The sequence below is a fragment of the Thermoplasmata archaeon genome, from assembly GCA_035632695.1.
Classification (GTDB): Archaea; Thermoplasmatota; Thermoplasmata; order RBG-16-68-12; family RBG-16-68-12; genus RBG-16-68-12.
This window is the reverse complement of sequence record DASQGG010000154.1, coordinates 1-17,794: the sequence shown is the minus strand read 5'-3', so window position 1 is coordinate 17,794 and position 17,794 is coordinate 1. Positions and strand designations below refer to the sequence as shown.

General features: G+C 66.5%; 22 protein-coding genes. 12 read left to right on the top strand and 10 right to left on the bottom strand.

The features are described 5' to 3' along the window. Positions 1–144 precede the first annotated feature (144 nt). Both VEY12_09830 and VEY12_09825 read right to left on the bottom strand, forming a co-directional pair. On the bottom strand, positions 145–1,467 hold the full coding sequence (locus VEY12_09830; protein HYM40418.1) for a cyclic 2,3-diphosphoglycerate synthase: 1,323 nt from the start codon (positions 1,465–1,467) through the stop codon (positions 145–147). A gap of 56 nt (positions 1,468–1,523) precedes the next feature. Further along, positions 1,524–2,264, bottom strand: coding sequence for a uracil-DNA glycosylase (locus VEY12_09825; protein ID HYM40417.1), 741 nt, complete (start codon positions 2,262–2,264; stop codon positions 1,524–1,526). A gap of 112 nt (positions 2,265–2,376) precedes the next feature. Between VEY12_09825 and VEY12_09820 the strand changes: the two genes are divergently transcribed. Genes VEY12_09820 through VEY12_09810 form a run of 3 tightly spaced genes read left to right on the top strand, consistent with a single transcriptional unit; the run spans position 2,377 to position 4,152 of the window. Continuing rightward, the gene (locus VEY12_09820; protein HYM40416.1) at positions 2,377–2,769 is read left to right on the top strand and encodes a hypothetical protein; all 393 of its coding nucleotides are present in this window, start codon (positions 2,377–2,379) and stop codon (positions 2,767–2,769) included. After that, positions 2,769–3,728: a hypothetical protein gene (locus VEY12_09815; protein HYM40415.1), complete on the top strand. Its 960-nt coding sequence runs from the start codon at positions 2,769–2,771 to the stop codon at positions 3,726–3,728. Before VEY12_09820 ends, VEY12_09815 begins: the two co-directional genes overlap by 1 nt. A gap of 34 nt (positions 3,729–3,762) precedes the next feature. After that, entirely contained in the window at positions 3,763–4,152 is a 390-nt protein-coding gene (locus tag VEY12_09810; protein ID HYM40414.1) for a PPC domain-containing DNA-binding protein, read from the top strand. 17 nt (positions 4,153–4,169) lie between these two features. On the opposite strand, the gene VEY12_09805 is transcribed toward VEY12_09810, so the two are convergent. From VEY12_09805 to VEY12_09795, 3 genes are read right to left on the bottom strand one after another with little or no spacing between them, the layout of a single operon-like run. Continuing rightward, positions 4,170–5,288 carry an MFS transporter gene (locus tag VEY12_09805; protein ID HYM40413.1) on the bottom strand — a complete coding sequence of 373 codons (1,119 nt, stop codon included), beginning with the start codon at positions 5,286–5,288 and terminating at the stop codon, positions 4,170–4,172. A 33-nt stretch (positions 5,289–5,321) separates the two neighbouring features. After that, positions 5,322–5,525 (bottom strand): hypothetical protein, encoded by a 204-nt coding sequence (locus tag VEY12_09800; protein HYM40412.1) that lies wholly within the window; start codon positions 5,523–5,525, stop codon positions 5,322–5,324. 41 nt (positions 5,526–5,566) lie between these two features. Beyond that, a complete protein-coding gene (locus VEY12_09795) occupies positions 5,567–6,805 on the bottom strand; it encodes a hypothetical protein (protein ID HYM40411.1) in 1,239 nt (412 codons plus the stop codon). Positions 6,806–6,974: 169 nt separating this feature from the next. On the opposite strand from VEY12_09795, the gene VEY12_09790 reads away from it, so the two are divergent. Both VEY12_09790 and VEY12_09785 read left to right on the top strand, forming a co-directional pair. Beyond that, positions 6,975–7,232 (top strand): hypothetical protein, encoded by a 258-nt coding sequence (locus VEY12_09790; GenBank protein ID HYM40410.1) that lies wholly within the window; start codon positions 6,975–6,977, stop codon positions 7,230–7,232. Positions 7,233–7,236: 4 nt separating this feature from the next. Next, a complete protein-coding gene (locus VEY12_09785; protein ID HYM40409.1) occupies positions 7,237–7,761 on the top strand; it encodes a winged helix-turn-helix transcriptional regulator in 525 nt (174 codons plus the stop codon). Positions 7,762–7,773: 12 nt separating this feature from the next. On the opposite strand, the gene truD is transcribed toward VEY12_09785, so the two are convergent. Beyond that, complete coding sequence (gene truD / locus VEY12_09780) at positions 7,774–9,045, bottom strand: tRNA pseudouridine(13) synthase TruD (GenBank protein ID HYM40408.1); 1,272 nt, start codon at positions 9,043–9,045, stop codon at positions 7,774–7,776. A 4-nt stretch (positions 9,046–9,049) separates the two neighbouring features. Further along, positions 9,050–9,325, bottom strand: a complete 276-nt coding sequence (locus VEY12_09775; GenBank protein ID HYM40407.1) for a DNA-directed RNA polymerase subunit L — start codon at positions 9,323–9,325, stop codon at positions 9,050–9,052. A gap of 160 nt (positions 9,326–9,485) precedes the next feature. On the opposite strand from VEY12_09775, the gene VEY12_09770 reads away from it, so the two are divergent. Further along, entirely contained in the window at positions 9,486–10,670 is a 1,185-nt protein-coding gene (locus VEY12_09770) for a hypothetical protein (protein HYM40406.1), read from the top strand. Positions 10,671–10,709: 39 nt separating this feature from the next. Here the strand turns inward: VEY12_09770 and VEY12_09765 are convergent, their stop codons facing one another. From VEY12_09765 to VEY12_09755, 3 genes are read right to left on the bottom strand one after another with little or no spacing between them, the layout of a single operon-like run. After that, entirely contained in the window at positions 10,710–11,519 is an 810-nt protein-coding gene (locus VEY12_09765; GenBank protein HYM40405.1) for an ABC transporter permease, read from the bottom strand. Further along, on the bottom strand, positions 11,516–12,520 hold the full coding sequence (locus VEY12_09760; GenBank protein HYM40404.1) for an ATP-binding cassette domain-containing protein: 1,005 nt from the start codon (positions 12,518–12,520) through the stop codon (positions 11,516–11,518). Before VEY12_09760 ends, VEY12_09765 begins: the two co-directional genes overlap by 4 nt. A 14-nt stretch (positions 12,521–12,534) precedes the next feature. Then, positions 12,535–13,011, bottom strand: a complete 477-nt coding sequence (locus VEY12_09755) for a PadR family transcriptional regulator (protein ID HYM40403.1) — start codon at positions 13,009–13,011, stop codon at positions 12,535–12,537. A gap of 225 nt (positions 13,012–13,236) precedes the next feature. Between VEY12_09755 and VEY12_09750 the strand changes: the two genes are divergently transcribed. The 6 genes from VEY12_09750 to VEY12_09725 all read left to right on the top strand — a co-directional run. Next, positions 13,237–13,944, top strand: a complete 708-nt coding sequence (locus VEY12_09750; GenBank protein HYM40402.1) for a glycosyltransferase — start codon at positions 13,237–13,239, stop codon at positions 13,942–13,944. A gap of 52 nt (positions 13,945–13,996) precedes the next feature. Continuing rightward, positions 13,997–14,920, top strand: coding sequence for a MoxR family ATPase (locus tag VEY12_09745; protein ID HYM40401.1), 924 nt, complete (start codon positions 13,997–13,999; stop codon positions 14,918–14,920). After that, complete coding sequence (locus VEY12_09740) at positions 14,917–16,062, top strand: VWA domain-containing protein (GenBank protein ID HYM40400.1); 1,146 nt, start codon at positions 14,917–14,919, stop codon at positions 16,060–16,062. Before VEY12_09745 ends, VEY12_09740 begins: the two co-directional genes overlap by 4 nt. A gap of 112 nt (positions 16,063–16,174) precedes the next feature. Further along, positions 16,175–17,047 carry a xanthine dehydrogenase family protein subunit M gene (locus tag VEY12_09735; protein ID HYM40399.1) on the top strand — a complete coding sequence of 291 codons (873 nt, stop codon included), beginning with the start codon at positions 16,175–16,177 and terminating at the stop codon, positions 17,045–17,047. Position 17,048: 1 nt separating this feature from the next. Beyond that, positions 17,049–17,582 carry a (2Fe-2S)-binding protein gene (locus VEY12_09730; GenBank protein HYM40398.1) on the top strand — a complete coding sequence of 178 codons (534 nt, stop codon included), beginning with the start codon at positions 17,049–17,051 and terminating at the stop codon, positions 17,580–17,582. Then, positions 17,579–17,794 (top strand): hypothetical protein (locus VEY12_09725; protein ID HYM40397.1); only part of this gene is annotated, 216 nt, incomplete at its 3' end. The genes VEY12_09730 and VEY12_09725, both read left to right, overlap by 4 nt.

Below are 17,794 nucleotides of genomic sequence, written 5' to 3'. Positions count from 1 at the left end.
CTCGCGACGGTCACGAGCCCCGGGGACTGGTTCATCCTGGCGGGCGCTCTCCTGGTGGCGATCCTCTGGGAGTACTACCGTCTTCACCCGGGCCGGTTTCCATGAGTCATCGTCAGGCGGGTGTCGGTCGTCCATTGACCCGCGTCAGAGCAGGTTCCAGTCCTTCAGGACATCCTCGAGGTTCGGGTGGCCGATCTCGTCCAATTCGTAGCGGACGTGGACGATCGGCTTGTTCGACTTGAGGACGCGGCTCAGGTCGATCGGCGTGCCGCTGAGGACGAGATCGCACGGGGTCGCGTCGATCGTTTCCTGGAGTTCCTTGATCTGCTTCTCACCGTACCCCATGGCGGGGAGGACCTTCCGGGAGTTCGCGTACTTCTTGTAGGTATCCTTGATGGAACCCACCGCGTAGGGCACGGCGCTCACGATCTCGGCGGCGCCAAAGCGCTGCGCTGCGATGTACGCGGCTCCGTACTCCATCCCGCCATGGGTGAGGGTGGGCCCGTCCTCGATCGTGAGGACCTTCTTCCCCCGGATCTGGACTCCGTCGTCCGGCGTGATCGGCGAAGCCGCTTCCACGATGACCGCGTCGGGGTTCAGCATCCGGACGTTCTGCTTGACCTTCTCGATGTTCTCCGGTGTGGCCGTGTCTACCTTGTTGATGATGACCACGTCGGCCAAGCGGATGTTCGTCTCCCCCGGATAGTAACTGATTTCGTGCCCGGGCCGGAGGGGGTCCGCGACGACCAGCAACAGGTCAGGCTTGTAGAACGAGGTGTCGTTGTTCCCGCCGTCCCAGAGGACGATGTCGGCCTCCTTCTCGGCCTGCCGGAGGATCGCCTCGTAGTCCACGCCCGCGTAGACTACGGTTCCCTTGTCGATGTGGGGCTCGTACTCCTCGCGCTCCTCGATCGTGCATTCGTGCTTGTCGAGGTCCGCGTACGTCGCGAAGCGCTGAACGGCCTGCTTGGCGAGGTCGCCGTACGGCATGGGGTGGCGGACCACGACGACCTTCTTGCCTCGATCCCGGAGGATCTGCGCGACGCGCCGCGTCGTCTGGCTCTTCCCGCTCCCCGTGCGGACCGCACACACGGCGATCACGGGCACCTTGGACTTGATCATGGTAGACAGCGCGTTGATCAGCATGAAGTCCGCGCCGTTCGCGTTCGAAAGGGCGGCCCGGTGCCCGATGTACGGATAGTCCACGTCGCTGTAGGCAAAGACGACGATGTTCGCGGCGTACTTCCGGATCAGGAGGGGCAGGTCGTCCTCGGCCAGAATGGGGATTCCGTCCGGATAGAGCTTGCCGGCGAGGATTGCGGGATACTTCCGCCCGGCGATGCCGGGGATCTGGGTCGCCGTGAAGCAGACCACCCGGTATTCCGGATTGTCGCGGAAGTACGTGTTGAAATTGTGGAAGTCCCGCCCCGCGGCCCCGAGGATGATGACTTTCTTGGGCTCGGCCATGGACGCTGGCACGCCGCAGGGGATATAATCCCTTTTTCACGGAAGGTATAGACCGTTCAGCGTCTTCTTTTAGTACGAGTTCGGATGGCCGCCCTCTCCGGCCGTCCGTGGAGTTCCTCCCTCGCCGCGCGGAAGATGGCGTCGAACATGGGCTCCGTGAGGAGGCCGGTCTGGGTATTCCGTTGGCTCGGATGGTAGGAGGTCAGGAGCACCGCGGCTCCGATCGCATACCGCTTACCGTGGCCAAATCGGGGCTTCGGGCGCGGGGCGGTCCGGCCCGTGGCCTTCCAGGCACGCAGGAACCGGTCCATGGCCACGTTGCCGAGCGTCACGACGACTCGCAACCCATGCAGGAGTTCGATCTCCGCCTCGAGGAAGGGCTGGCACCGCTCGAACTCGGCGCGCGTCGGCCGATTCCCCGGCGGTGCACAGCGGACCGCGGCCGCGATGTACGCATCGCTCAGGCGGAGCCCGTCGCCGATGGACACGGATGTGGGCTGGTTGGCGAATCCTGCCCGGTAGAGTGCGCGGTACAGCCAATCTCCGCTCCGATCCCCCGTGAAGACGCGGCCCGTCCGGTTTCCGCCGTGAGCCGCGGGTGCCAGGCCCACGATCAGGAGGCGCGCGCCCGGATCGCCAAACCCGGGAACGGGACGCCCCCAGTACGTCCACTCCCGGAACCGCGCCACCCTGGTCCGCGCGACCGCCTCACGGTACCGGACGAGACGGGGGCACCGGCGACACGCGACGACGCGAGCGGTGAGGGCCTCCACCGAGCGGACTTCCCGGGCATCCACGCGATGCCGATGGCGGTGGCCCGGATAATCCTTGGCCGACGCGGCCCGTCCGAGGACGTCCTCGGCCATCCCGACGAAACGTTAGTATGGGGTCGGGTGTTTCCCGCGAACGATGCCGGAATACCGCATCCCGAGCGACGAGCGCGTGAAGGAGTCGCTCGTGCGGGTGTTCGCGACCCGGCACGAGGTGAACAGCCAGCGCCGCCTCAAGCAGCTCGTGGAGAAGGATCTCCGCGCCGAGGAGAGGTTCCGCGTCGGTGAACCGAGGCTGCGCCTCCTTGCGATTGACTCGGGGCTTGTGGAACTCGAGATCCACTGCCGCGAGGCGGACCAGAAGACGAGCCTCTACAAGTGCCCCGTGTGCGGGAGGCGTCTGCGGCGGGTGCGGAACATGACCGTGTACGGAGGCACGGTGACCTTGGGCTATCGATGCGAGAGGTGCAAATACTGGACCGGGCTCCGTCGCCGCATCCCGATCCGATACGTGTTCACGAGGCGTGCTTGATGCAGGTGGCGTATCGCGGAGGCATCCTGCTCCAAGAGGGCTTCTCCCGAATCATCCTCGATCCTGTGCGGAAGACGCCCGGGTCCGTGGTGAGCCACGCACACATGGACCATCTGACCTCGGGGGGCGTGATGACCCCGGAGACGCTCGAGGTCCTCCGCGCACGCCGGGGATCGGGCACAGGGATCGAGCTCCCGTACAACCGCGAGGCCGAGCTCAACGGATTCTACGTCACGCTGCGAGACGCCGGTCACGTCTTCGGGTCGGCCATGGTGCGCGTGGACGACCTCCTCTACACGGGCGACTTCAATCCGGAGGGCGGAGCGACCTGCGGGAAGGCCGTGCCCGAGAAGGTCCACGGCCTTGTCATCGACGCCACGTACGGAAAGCCGGGACTGAGCTTCCCCGACAAGACGGCGGTCGAAGCGGATCTGCTGAACTGGCTCGAAATGGAGCTCGCGGAAGGCCCCGTGGCCCTGGGCGGCTACGTCTTCGGGAAGAGCCAGGAACTGATCGCCCTCGTGAATCGCCTGGGCGTCGAGGTGGCCGTTGCGGACGGGATCGCGGACCTGGCAGACATCTACGTGCGTCATGGGGTCCCCCTAGCGTACCGCCGGATCTCCAGCCTCGCCGAATCGGAGCGCAGGGATCCCCGGGTGTACATCCTGCCGCCGGGCTGGCTCCGGCCCCCGCTCGACGAGAGTGTCTCCTGGCTGGGAGGGCTGCGGCTCCGCTCCGCGTACGTCTCGGGCTGGACGGCGTTCTTCGACTTCACGCGCCGGTACGGGCTGGATGCCCAGTTCCCCCTGAGCGACCACGCCGATTTCGACGACATCGTAGCGTTCGTCGAGGCGTGCGAACCCCGCGTGGTGTACCCGGTGTTCAGCCACGCCGCGGACTTGGCCCGCGCGATCGACCGAAGACTGCACATCAAGGCCGTGCCCCTCCGGGAGCCGTGATCGGTTGCAGAGCGCCGCGGACGGCGACCGCGTTATGGCGAAGTTCTCCGACGGCGAGGACGTTTTCGCGAGCCTGGAGGCCGTCGCCCGAACCCACCAGATCGAGAGCGGTGCGATTCTCTGGGGGATCGGTATGCTCCAGGATTTCGAGATTGGGTTCTTCGGCCCCCAAGGGTACGAGAAGAAGACGTACGCGGGCCGCCACGAGCTCCTCGCCTTCCACGGCAGCATCACGATGCGGGCAGACCCGAAGTTCCACGTCCACGTCGGGGTCGCGGGACCCGATCACGGCGTCGTCGGAGGGCACCTGTTTCGCGCCCGGTCATGCATCGTGAACGAGATCTGCATCGAGCGCTTCGGGCGGATCCGACTGAACCGGAAGCGGAACCCGAAGACCACCCTGAATGAGCTCGAGATCGAGTAGACCGTGCGAGGCGCGGTTCAGCCCGCGGCGTACGTCTCCGGCGGCCGGGGAGCCGGACGCCTCCGGGCGAACGCGTAGACCGCAAGGGCCGCGAGCGCCAAGGCGGCCGCGATCTCAAAGGTCAAGTCGTAGCTCACGGCCGCCACGAATCCTCCGAGGACGGGCCCCGCGATGGACGAGAGGCTCGTCACGCTGTTGAACCATCCTCCGGCCGTGCCCGTCTCCGCGTTGTCCTCGGTGATCGACTTCAGGGAGCCCACGTAGAGTGTCGCCCAGGAGAAGCCGAGGACGATCTGCGTCGCGAGCATGGACCAGAAGTCCCGGGCGGCGAGGAACAGGACGAAGGTTGCGAAGGATCCGAGCAGGCCGGCGACGATGAGCGTCCGACTCCCGTACCGGTCGATCCCCTGCATGACCGCGAACTGGACGAACGGATTGAACGCGTTGATCAGGCCGATCTCGAGGACATCTAGGTGGAGGACCTCCGCGAGGTAGATCGGGAAGATGCCCCAGACCATGTTCGCGCCCGTGTGCCGGATGAACATCATCGCGTACACGGGGATGTTCCGCCGGAGCACCTTGCGGGGGAAGAGCGGGATCCGGATCCCGCCTGCGGGTTCCGCAGGCGCCGCCGTGGCGAAGAAGAACGCGAGGAACCACGCGCCGGAGGCGAGGGCGAACACCTGCCAGTAGACGTTGGGATCAATTTGCGCGGCGATTCCAGCGAGCGCGTTCCCCAAGGCCCAGCCCAGTGATCCCCAGGAGGAGAATTTCCCCATCAGGGAGTCCGCGGTCTTCGCGTACGCGAGGAGTGCCGCGGGGTACATCCCGACGCAGAGCCCGAGCAGGGAGCGGCTCGCCAGGAGAAGCCAGGGATTCGTGGCGAAGGGTTGCGTGAGGCTAGTGACCGCAGAGAGGAGGAGCCCCGCGCGCAGGATGCGACGCACCCCCTGCACATCCGCCGCCCGCCCGAACAGGATGGACGCGAACACGATGAACGCGTTGTACGCGGCGACGATGAACCCGACTTCCTCGAGCGTGGCGCCGTACTGGACCGCGTAGAGCGGGATGAACAGCCCCGCCGCCGAGGCAGCAGCGTTCGTCAGGAAGTTGATGTGCCGAGGACGAGGCCGCACAGGGTCACGACCCGAACCCGGCGCGCGCCAGGCCTACCATCCCAGGCGCTCGAGCTCCCGATCCTTCTTCGTCGCCTTCCGGAAGGCGCGGTAGTGCTCCCGGCAGAGATGGACCCGACGAAAGTCCGCGGTGAGGGACTTGCCCGGGAGAGTCTCCTTCGCTTTGTCGACGGCCACGGACCGGACGGCGTCCTGACCGCAGCCAGAGACCCCGCAGACCTCTTTCTTCGCGGGCATCGTCCGGGGCGATGACGGGCCGCGTATAAGAAATTCGCCGCTCAGGTGGACTGCCGTCGGAACATGATTGCTGCCGCGATCGCGACTACGAACATCGCCGCCACGATGCCCAGCTGGGTCGGGCGATCGATCCCAGGCGGCGGCACGGCCACGCTCGAAATCTGGATGCTCATCGGGCTCAGGTCGGGGAGGTACACGGCGAGGACCGTGGCGTTCATGGGAAGGCGCACATAGGCCGCTCGGTCCGAAGACCCCGGGAGCGCGAACAGCGAGGCGAGCGGGTCCAACGATTGCGGGACATCCGAGCCGTTGACCCGCACGACCAGGTTATGGCCGGGATCCGCGGGCATCGTGGTCGGGTCGAAAGCCATGAGCACCAAGCCGCCCTGCGCCCTCGGCAGGTCCAGCGAGACCGCGGCCCGATTGAACTGCACGCTGCTGTCCTGCAACCCGGGCACGGCATGGAACTGCGCGGAGTTCTCGAGCCAGCCGCCATCCGACACGGCGACGAAATCGAACTCGGCGGCGAGCCGGCCCGAGCCGAACGCGTCCAGGACCGCGGTGCGTGCCGCGGCGTGTTCCGCGAAGACGGGGACCGCACGTAGGGCCAGGTAGTCCTGCGCGGTGAGGTACACGGACACAATCGTCCGGTTCACGGAGAGGTTCCCGTGGCCCACAATCATGCGACCGCTGGCGTTGGCGTCCGTGAAGGAGAGGCTCGAGGCGGGACCCACCGTTGCGTGAGACGCCTCGAGGTCGGTGGTCCCATCCGGGAACCGAAGACTCACATTCAAGGGTTGGCGCAGGGTCCGGATCTCGAGGAGGGCCGTGGGATCGTCGTGCGCGACGATCATCACGTTGTTGCCCGCGACCGCGAACGTGGCGCCCGAGACCACGGGCGCGGACAGGGGGGAGAAGTCCTCGATTTGGATGGAACTCAGGATGACCGATGACTCGCTCCCGTTCACCGCGACGTAGTTCAAGATCGTGCCGGCCCCTGGGAGATAGTCAAACCGGACGAAGGGGCCGGAGGCGACGAGGCCGTCCCAGGTGAACGGGGCGAACAGGCTGCTCGAGAGGCTGCGATGGACCGCGTCGGCGGCCGGGAGGTCCAAGTCCCGGGCACGGATCGTGGCACCGGGGAGTGCACCGTCCAACGCGGTCGGGCGGGCCACGGGGGAGTGCGCGATCACGGTCATCACGGCGACGGGGAGAAGCGCCAAGGCGACCAGGATGGTGGCCGCTCTGGCGCGTCGTCTGGGGTCCCCTCCCGGTTTCATCGCATCCCAAAGCGTCTCCTCGGCGTTAAGTGGGTTTTGGTTCGCCTCCCGGATGCGGTAGGACATTCCTCGAACTCGTCGCCCCCAGAGGGATTGGCCGGGTGGATCGCGCCCCTTCGACCGTCGTACGAAAAGACCTTTTACCCAGGCGGACCTTTGCACCTCGCTAATGGAGCCTCTCGATGCGTTCGTCCGGGTTGCATTCCTGGGCTTCGCGGCCATCCTCGCCGCGGTGTCCGTGAAGTCGTACGCGCGGCATCGGGAGCGGCGCTTCCTGCTCCTGAGCGCTGCGTTCGGACTCTTCCTGGTCGAAGGGGTCTGGCTGATCGCGGAGATGGCGATGTCCTGGTCCTCGTCCGTCGGGACGGAATGGGTCACGCTGAACCTCGCGGTACTCGTGTCCCTGTATCTCGCGCTCCTGAGGTGATCGCGTGTCCGGAGGGCTTGAGCTGGAGAGTCGTCGGAGGATCTACGACTACCTCCTCGCGAACCCCGGGGTCCATCTGCGCAGGATCGGTCAGGCCCTCGGGATGTCCACGGGCATGCTGTCCTACCACCTGATGTACCTCGAGCGAGAGGGCATGCTCAAGTCCGAGACGGACGGCCACCGGAAGCGGTACTTCATCGCGCGAGCCTTCATGGAGGCCCAGCGGCGGATCCTCGGGGTCCTCCGGCAAGGCGTGCCCCGCAAGATCGTGGTCGAGATCCTCGTCCATGGCGAGCGGACGTTCGCCCAGCTCCGAGAGGCCGCGGGCGTGTCCAAGTCGACCCTGTCCTACCACCTGCAGCACATGATGGCGAGGGACCTGCTGCTCCGCTATCGGCGCGAGCGGGAGAGCGTCTTCGCGATCAAGGACATGGCCGAGGTCTCCAGTCTCCTCGTGGCGAACCGGAAGAGCTTCGAGGACGACGCGGTCGATCGATTCGCCGACCTGTGGACTCGTCTGCGCCCCTGACCCGCGTGGTCTTCACTCACCCTTCATGTACTCCCGCAAGAGGCAGGTGGCGTACGCCCCCCGTGTGAGCTCGACCTCCACCTGCAGCGTTCCGTCCTCCACGCGGGTCGCCAACGAGCGGAACGGAGCCAGGATTTCCCTGCGCGTTCCGCGCGAAGAAATCCTCGGGATCTCCGGGATGATGAAGTCCTCGGGGCGGAGGCCTTCGGAGCCGACGATGCTCCGTTCGATGGCGCCCATCTCGCCGTCGGCGAAACGCGTCTCGGATCCGTAGAGGATCGCGCTCACCCAACCCTTGCTTTCGTGGCACCGTTCCGTGGCTCGCGCGACGTTGTCTGGGGTCACTTCGATGGCACGATCGCGGTCCGGCAGGCCTCGTCGGTCCGCAGGGAGCACGAGGTCCCCGACGATCGGCTCATGGATGGGCAGCCCGCGGCGCATCCGTTCGCTCAAGATCCGGTTGTACAGGAACGACTGGTACGCATGAACGAACATGATGAGGAGGTTCGGCGGAAGGACGCGAAGCGCCCCCACGTAGTCGTCGGGATGGACGGCGAGGTGGCTGAGGATGGCCTTCTCGAACGTGTACGCCTTTGGGTACGTCCGCAGCGCCTCCTTGACATCGCCCGACTCGGCGAACGCCTCGCGGACCTCGTACGATTCGGGGTCCTCTCCTGCGATGGGGTTCGCCGCGTACGTCTCGACGGCTTCGCGGAATCCCCCGTGGACCAGGTGCCGGCCGACTTCGTGGGTCACGGGCCGCACGGACCCGAACCGCTGGACGCCGAAGAAGTTGGGGAACCCGCGAAACGCCCCTAGCTGCCGCGTCGTCTCGGCCGCGGCCTTCGCGGCCTCGGCGGGCGGGAGACGGAGGTTTCGAACAACGACCCGGAACGCGTTCCCGACGAGGTCGCCGATTTCCAGCCCTCGCGAGGAGGGGAAAGCATCCAGGATCTCGACGTCCTTGATCCGCAACGCACGGAGCGACTCCGGCGGGACCCCCTCGAACGAGACGAGCTGGGTGGTGAGGGCCCGCTTGTCCTTCGTGCCCGCGAACCCGATGCGCCGCCGGGAGATGTGGAGGCTCCGGGCGAGCTGCCGCACGAGCCGGTTGGTCTCCCACTCCCGGACCCGCACGCGGGCGATCGTGTACCTGCCCCCGGGCGTCCGCGGCAGGTCGGAGGAGACCTCCTCGACGACGAAATCCTCCGCGGCTGCCTTCAGGATGCCGCCGACGCCCGGCGTCGACGTCAGATACCCTTGGATCCCGAGGTCCCGCTCCATACGGCTACGCGAGCTCCTTCTCTAGGAGTTTCTTCGCGTCGGCGTACCGGTCTGCGAGTCCCTTCGCGGCGCGCTTCAGCGCGGCCTGGGGAGAACCCTTCCTGGTCCGCACCGTGAGCACGGGCTTGTCGAGCTGAGGGTGGCCGCTGTAGTACAGCGCGTCCGCGACGTCCTCGTCCTTCAGGAGCGCCGCAATGAGCGGCTGGACCAGGGTCTCGTCGGGGTTCGTGACCTCGACCCGGAGGGAGTCTTTCTGCTTGTCGAGAAGACGGAGCTGCATCGACCGCGGTTCAGGGGAAGCCGCCATTTAAGCCTTTGCGGCAGGGTCGCCCGGATCGCGGCCCCAACCGCCGTCCTCCGGATCGCTCCGAGTCGGGGGCGTCTGCCGCAACGGGCGCCGACTCGGAACCTAAATATCGACGTGCCCCTTCGTGGTGAGGATGAGCCTCCCCGAGGACGCCGCGGCCGGCTCGTTCGAACGGGACGCGCCGGCTCTCCTCGAAGAGATCGCGAAGATGCGGAAACGATTCTCCGAGCTTCCCGGTGCCCTCAGCGGCGAGCTGGACCGGTTCCGGGACCGTATGGACAAGCTCATCCGGGAATCCGAGGTGGACAACTACCGCCAGATTCGCATCTTCCTGCGCGATGTGGACGCGATCGCCGCCGACCTGCGCAAGGCCGCCGCGGAAAAACGCCTGATCCCGAAGCACGTGGCGATCCTCGACGGGAGCCTCCGCAAGGCAAGGAAGCGGGATTTCTACGGGGCGCGGAAGGTCTGGCACAAGCTCGACAAGGTCATTGAGCAGTCCTCGGGCCTGCGGACGCTCCAAGCCGAGTACCGCGATCGCTACCGCGGTGTCGAGTCCCGGATTCGGGATTTGAGGAAGCGGGTCGAGCACTTGGAGCGCGTGCCCCGGCCGCCCGCCTCGCGGCAGGAGGCGGACGCCTTCGTCGGCACGATTGACGCCTTCAACCAGGCCGCGGAGGCCGCCTACCTGGACTTCCTGGCCCGCGCGCGTGCCGACGTGGCGATCCCCCTGCTTCTGGACACCTGCCAGCACCACGGGGTTGGCATCCCCGCGCCGCCCCAGGCGTCCGATCCGGAACCGCTGATTCGGCTCCTGGCAGGAGCAGGGCCCGGCCACGACGAGGTGCGGAGCCGCTCGTTCTACGGTCTCCTCGAACTCCCGAACTACTCGGACGCAAAGCTCACGCACCTGTACGGGGAGTCGCGGCCGATTCGAACGGCCCTCGAGGGGGCCTGGCCCTGGCTCAAGGCCGTGCGGGACGACGAACGGCGGTCGCTCCTGATCCTCTGGAGCGACGACGCGGCGGGATTGCAGCGTCGCGTGGGCGCACTGGTCGACTTCCTGGGCCACCTGCACCCTTCCAGCGACGCGCTGGCGCGAGGACAAGGTCTCCAAGGGGAGCTGACGTCGGGGCGATTCGTGACCCTTCAGACCGCGGCGCGCCTGTACGCGACATACGGGAAGGACGCAGAGGCCAAGTTCGACGGTTCCGCGGCAAAGGAGGTGGACGCCGCGAAGAAGGAGATCGCCTCCCTCACGGGCGTCCTGAAGAGGTTCCCGGACCCCGCCAAGGTGGAGTCCGGAGAGACGCCGTAGCTTGGGCGGTTTCGTTCCCGCGCTCCCGGGGCGCGACGCCTACTTGGTCAGGTACCTCCACGAGAGCGCGATCCCGATGGCCGCGAACACCGTGGCGAATATCCCCAGGAATAGGAAGTCGCCTCCCACGACGCTCCAGTTCGTCGGGAGCAGGATGAGCTGGCGCGCGGCCTCGGTGCCGTACGTGACGGGGTTCACCTTCGCGATGTCCTGCAGCCAGGACGGCATGGACGCGGTCGGGAAGAGCGCGTTGCTGGCAAACAGGAGCGGCAGGTTGAGGAGGTTCATGATGGCCATCTGGGTCTCCCACTTCGTCGACCGGATCGCGATGGCCACGAACATGGCGGACAGCCCGATGCTCATCAGGAACAGCGCCCCGAACACGGCGATCAAGGAGAGGGGCGTGAAGTCGGGTCCGAGCACCAGCCCCAAGACCACCGCGGCGATCAGGACGATGCCCGCTTGGACGAGGGCCCGGATCACGGCGATGAACACCTTGCTCAGGACGATCGAGCCTCGGCTCGCAGGCGTGCTGAGGACCTTGTTCAAGAAGCCCAGCCTGCGGTCCCAGACGATGGACATGCCGCTGAACATCGTGGCGAACAGGACGACGAAGGCGAGCATCCCGACGGCCATGAAGGAGAAGTAGTCCGACACGCCGCCGAGAAATCCCGCGAGGGGATTGGGCGTCCCCGCAGGAAGGTTCGTAGGCACGATGGCCCCCAGATTCATCGCCTTCCCGAACAAGCCCATCCAGATGATCGGTTGGACCAGGGAGATGAACAGGACGAAGGGGTTCTTGTACCACTTCTTGATCTCGCGCCCCGTGAGGGCAAGGAGGCCGCTCATGGTCTCGCCCTCCGCATCGCGATGCGCTGACGGAACACGTCCTCGCGGCTGCCTTCCTGTTCCCGCATGGTGCGGCCCGTGCGGGCGAGGTACACCTCATCGAGGGTCGGTTTGGCGATCGAGATCCGCGTGGCCTTGAAGTTCTGGGCCCGCAGGGCGTCCAGGACCAGGGGCGCCGTCTCATCCCCGTTGATGACCGTCAACCGGTAGCCACCATCCACGGGGTGGACCTCCTTGACGTTGGGGAGCGCTTGCAAGGAGGCCGCGAGACCGTCCTCGGCGGGTCGGTCCACATGAATCTCCACGATGTCGCCTCCCAGGGAGTCCTTGAGCGCTCGGGGCGTGTCGAGCGCCACGATCTTCCCGTGGTCGATGATCGCGATTCGGTCGCACAGGTTGTCGGCCTCCTCGAGGTAGTGCGTCGTCATGAAGAGCGTCATGTGGTATTTCTCCTTCAGGAGCCGGATGTAGGCCCAGACGGCCGCCCGGGTCTGGACGTCCAGCCCGAGCGTGGGTTCGTCCAGGAACAGGACCTTGGGACGGTTGATCAGCCCGCAGGCCAGTTCGAGACGCCGTCGCATCCCTCCGCTGTACGTGTCCACGGTGCGGTCCGCGGCGTCCTTCAGCTGGACGAGCTCGAGGAGTTCCGCTGCCCGCTGCTTGGCCTCCGCTCGCGGGACCTCGTACAGGCTCGCCACGAGCAGGAGGTTCTCCAGCCCCGTGAGATCCTCGTCCGCCGTGTACTCCTGGGGTACGAGGCCGATGGACCGGCGCACCTCTAGGGCGTCGTGGAGCACATCGTGGCCGTTGACCTTGGCCACGCCGCCGTTGGGCCGGAGCACGGTCGTCAGCATATTGATCGTCGTCGTCTTTCCTGCGCCGTTCGGACCGAGGAATCCGAAAATCTCGCCTTCCCGGACCTCGAAGCTCACGTGGTCCACCGCCGTGAGTTCCCCGAATCGCTTCACCAAGTCCGACACCTGAATCACGTTTCCGACCATGTTCTCAACCTCCGTCACTCCGCAAGGATCTTCATGATCCGCTCCCGCATCTCCGCCATCAGGAGTTGCAGCTCCTTGGCCTGGCCCGGGGTCACGTTCCCGATGTTCGTCCTCAAGAGCTGACCCGTCTTTCGGAACTCGCGGAACATGGCGGCCCGTTCCGGGCCCATCGTCTTCTCGAGGGCTTTGAACCGGCTCTCGACCTCCTCGTGGACCTCGCGGAGACGGGCCCTGCCCGCCGCGGTGATCCGGTACGTCTTCCGCCGCTCCCCTCCCGTGACGCTCACGAGTCCCCGGCGTTGCAGGGAGCGGAGCGCGGGGTAGATGGCACCTGCGCTCGGCTTGTAGAAGCCATGGAATCGGTCCTCCAGCGCCTTCATGGTCTCGTACCCGTGCATCGGTTTCTCCTGGAGGACCACGAGGAGGAGGCCCGCGAAGTCTCCCTTGGCCAGGAAGTGGTACGTGCCCCCAAACGTCTCTCGGCGCATCATCGCCCATCGCGATATATCGCGATATACTTAAACCTTCTTGCCCGGTTTCGGCACCCCTGAATGCGTATTCCATGCGGGCCCTAGTCACTCCTTCATACCATACGGTTAAGACCCCCGGGTCATGTGCCTGCGGAGGCTGCGGGACCCCGGAGCCTGCCATTCATGGATGCCCCTCCACCCGATCCGCGTGCCGGAACCGATGCGGTCGGCTCTGGACCTTCGCCGGTGCCGCGGCTCTCCGTTATCATCCCGACCTGGAACGAAGCGAGCACGCTGGGCTCCCTCCTCGATTCGCTCCGTCGGCAGTCCGTTCACGATTTCGAGGTGATCGTGGCCGACTCGGGAAGCACGGACGGTACCGAGGCGGTCGCATCCTCTCTCCGGGCCCGATACGTACCGGGCGAACGGCGGGGGCCGGCGGAGGGGCGCAACCGGGGTGCGTTGCAGGCGCGCTCCGACGTGCTCGTCTTCGTGGACGCCGACTGCATCCTTTCTTCGGACGTCCTGGAGCGGATCCTCGTTGAACTCCGCGATCCCTCGGTCGTCGGGGGCGCGACAATGTATCGCCCGTTGGACGGGACTGCGGGGGAGCGTTGCCTGTTCTTCCTCGCCAATGCCTACCAGCGGGCCATGATCGCCTGGGGGTTCCCCCACAACGCAGGTTTCTGCTTCTTCTTCCGGCGTTCTGCGTTCGAACGGCTCGGAGGCATGCGGGAGGACCTGTTCCTGAATGAGACGCACGATATCGCCTTGCGGTCGAGGCCCCTGGGACGGTTCGTTAGTCTGCCCGTGTCGGTCGATACGTCCATGCGCCGCTTCCGCAAGAACGGGTTCGCACGTACGGTCCTTCATGAGTACCTAGGGTCGACCATCCTGTACTACCTGGCCCGTACCCCCCCGCCGGAGGCCTTCCGGCCGGAGCCCGTACGTTGACCCGGCGCGGCTTTCGGCAGACCGAAAACTTTGATATGGGCCCCCGAGATGGATGCGTCGAGGTCAGACCACGCCCGCACCGCCATCCCGTCCGAGTCCGTGGGGTTCGGTCGACGATGTCCTCGCCGCCCTGAGCGACCAGGACTACGTCGCGGAGCGCGGTCTGGCCACGGCCGTGTTCCTCGCGGCCAAGCTGCAGAAGCCTCTTCTCGTCGAAGGGGAGCCCGGTTGCGGGAAGACGGAGCTCGCCAAGGTTCTGGCCTCGGCCACCCGGGCCGAGTTCCTACGCCTCCAGTGCTACGAGGGCCTGGACGCCAACGCGTCGCTCTACGAATGGAACTACTCCAAGCAGCTCATGACGATCCGGCTCAACGAGAAGACCAAGAGCGCGAGGGAGCTCGAGCCTGAGATCTTCAGCGAGCGCTTCCTCATGCCGCGTCCGCTCCTGCGTGCCCTGCAGGGCGACGGCGGTGCACCGCCGGTCCTTCTCATCGACGAGATCGACCGTGCGGACGAGGAGTTCGAAGGTCTCCTCCTGGAGGTCCTCTCCGATTTCCAGATCACGATTCCGGAACTCGGAACGATCCGAGCGAAGAAGATCCCGTTCGTGGTGATCACGTCGAATCGTACGCGTGAGCTCAGCGATGCCCTCAAACGGCGCTGCCTCTACGCGTACGTAGGCTACCCGAGCTTGGACAAGGAGGTCGCGATCCTCCGGAAGAAGGTGCCGGGCCTGGGGCAGGCGTTCGCGCGAGATATCGCCGCGTTCGTCCAGCGGGTGCGGAGCGAGGAGGACCTCGTGAAGCGGCCTGGCGTGTCGGAGACGTTGAACTGGGCCGCGGCGCTGCTCGCCCTCGAACAGACCCAGATTTCGCGGGAGGTCGTCGAAGAGACCCTGGGCGTCTTGGTGAAGGAGGCACAGGATCTCCAATTCCTTCAAGGGCCGCGGTTGGACGATCTCGTGGCGAAGGGATGAACGCGTCGCCGCCATCGGTCCCGGACCTCGCCAACCGCTTCGTGGATCGCGTCGCCGGGTTCGTTGTGTTCCTGAGGCGCCGCGGTCTCGCCGTGGGGGTGGGCGCGGAGCTGGACCTCGGACGCGCCCTCGAGTCCCTCGCCACGGCCGATCCCGCGTCGTTCCGCGAGGCGTGCCACGCGACCCTCGCCAAGTCCCCGGCGGAGGTCGCTCTCGTGGACGATGCCTTGGACGCCTACTGGTCCTCCCTCGAGGGTGAGCCGGCGGCCGCGCCCTCGAGGGACGCGCCCCCGGCACCCCGGAATCCTCCGGCGGATGGGCGCCTGACGGACCGATCCACCACCGTGTCTTTGGGACGCGGTTTCGAGTCGCCGCGTCCGCTCTTGGTGGGGTTGTACAGCGACGACGCGCCGTCCCCCGGCCATCCGCTGACCCTGATGGATCCTGCCGGGATCCTCACCCTGCGTTCCGGAGCCCGCCGATTCCGGCGAGCCGTGGCCACCCTCGCGGGTCGCCGGACGGAGCGGTCCCGGCGAGGGCGAATCGATTTCCCCGCCACGAGTCGCGCGAGCCTGCGCAACGGCGGGGAATGGGTCGTCTTCCGGCGGCAACGCCGGAAACGGCTGCGTGCCGACCTCCTGATCCTCTGGGACGTCAGCGGATCCATGCGGGAGCACGACAGCGACCTCTTCGCCCTCGTATACGCGCTCCATCGATCCTGTCCCCGTTCGCGGGTGTTCGCCTTCAGCACGGACCTCCACGAGATTACGCCGGGGCTGCGGGGCCGCGGGTATCCGCGCGCGGCCGCGGCGGTCCTCCCGACCCTGGGCGCCGCAGGAGGCGGCACCCGCATCGGAGCGTGCCTCGGGGAATTCGTGCAGCGGTACGGACTGCTCGTCCGTTCGGAAACCGCGGTGGTGATTCTCAGCGATGGCTGGGACCGGGACGACCTCGGCCGCCTGGGCCTGGAGCTCCGCGCGATTCGGCGGCGGGCACACCGCGTCGTCTGGGTCAACCCGCACGCCGCGACGGAAGGGTTCGAGCCGCGGACCGCGGGCATGATGGCCGCGCTCCCCCACATCGATTTCCTCCTTGCGCCGGACGATTTCCGCAGCCGCGGGCCGTTGCACGACCGCTCTTGATTCTTCGGCACCCCGAAAACTTCGCAAAAGGGTTTTATGGCGCGCACGCATCGTCGTTACCGCTCGTTGTGTGACGGGCGGGGCACGCGCGTTGCGCGTGGGGGAAGCGAGAATGATTCCGCCGAAGTTTGAGTACTACGCGCCGACATCTGTGGAGGACGCCGTCGATCTGCTAGACCGCTTCGAGGGTGAGGCTAAGGTCCTTGCGGGAGGGCAGAGCCTGCTCCCGCTCCTGAAGCTCCGCCTCGCAGAGCCGAAGGCCCTGATCGACCTGAACCGGATTCCGAATCTCGCCTACCTCCGCGAGGAGGGCGACCTCCTGAAGATTGGGGCCTTGACCCGGACCAACGACTTGAACGACTCGGATCTGATTCGCTCAAGATACCCCATCTTCGCGGACGCCGCGGCGGTCATCGCCGACCCGCTCGTGCGGAACCTGGGAACCGTGGGGGGGAACGTCTCGCATGGAGATCCGGCCAACGATCTCCCCGCGTGCATGATTGCTCTGGGCGCGAAGTACATCGTTCGCGGATCCCACGGGAATCGCACGGTCTCCGCCGATCAGTTCTATGTCGACACCTTCGCGACGGCCCTCGAGCCCAATGAGGTCCTCGTCGAGATTCAAATCCCGCGGACGAAGGCGGGCCAGGGCAGCGCGTACGTGAAACTCGAGAAGCGCGCGGGAGACTTCCCGATCGCGGGTGTGGCGGTCAGCTTGGTGGAGTCGCGGGGCAAGGTCGAGGCCGCCGGCATGGGGCTTACCGCCGTGGGTCCGACCGTGATCCGGGCGAAGGAAGCCGAGGGCGCCCTCGCCGGCCATGCGCCGGACGAGGCCACATTCCGCCACGCCGCGGACCTCGCTCGCAAGGCGGCGAAGCCCGTGTCGGATCTTCGGGGACCCGCAGAGTACAAGGCGTCCATGGTGGCGGTCCTGGCGCGTCGCGCCTTGCAGGCGGCGCACGGTCGCGCCCAAGGAGGGCGGTGACATGGTCCTTCGTGACCCGGCGACCGTGAACGCCGTGGGTGCGGACATGCAGAAGGTCAGTGTGAACGTGAACGGGGTCGCCCATTCGGCGGACCTCGAGGCTCGCACACTGCTCGTGCATTTCCTCCGGGAGAACCTCGGGCTGACGGGGACCCACATCGGGTGCGACACGACGAACTGCGGGGCGTGCACGGTCCTCCTGGACGGGAAGGCGGTGAAGTCCTGCACGGTCCTCGCGGTCCAGGCGAGCGGTCGGAGCGTGATGACCGTGGAGGGCCTGGAGCAGGATGGCAAGCTCCACCCGATCCAGGAAGGCTTCCACGAGGAGCATGGCCTCCAGTGCGGCTTCTGCACGCCGGGCATGATGATGTCCGCCGTGGCGTTCCTTAAGAAGCATCCCAACCCGACGGAGGCGGAGATCCGCCACGCGATTGCGGGCAACCTCTGCCGCTGCACGGGGTACGTGAACATCGTCAAGTCGATCCAATACGCGGCGAACAAACTGCGGGAATCCCCTGGAGGTGGCAAGGCATGACCGTGCACGGAGGCATGGGCGAGTCGATCAAGCGCAAGGAGGATGCCCGGTTCATCCGTGGACAGGGCCACTACGTGGACGACGTGAAGTTCCCGGACATGCTCTACCTGGACATCAACCGCAGCCCGTACGCCCACGCGACGATCAAGGCGATTCACGCGGAGAAGGCGCTCCAAGTCCCGGGTGTCCTGGCCGTGATCACGGGCAAGGAT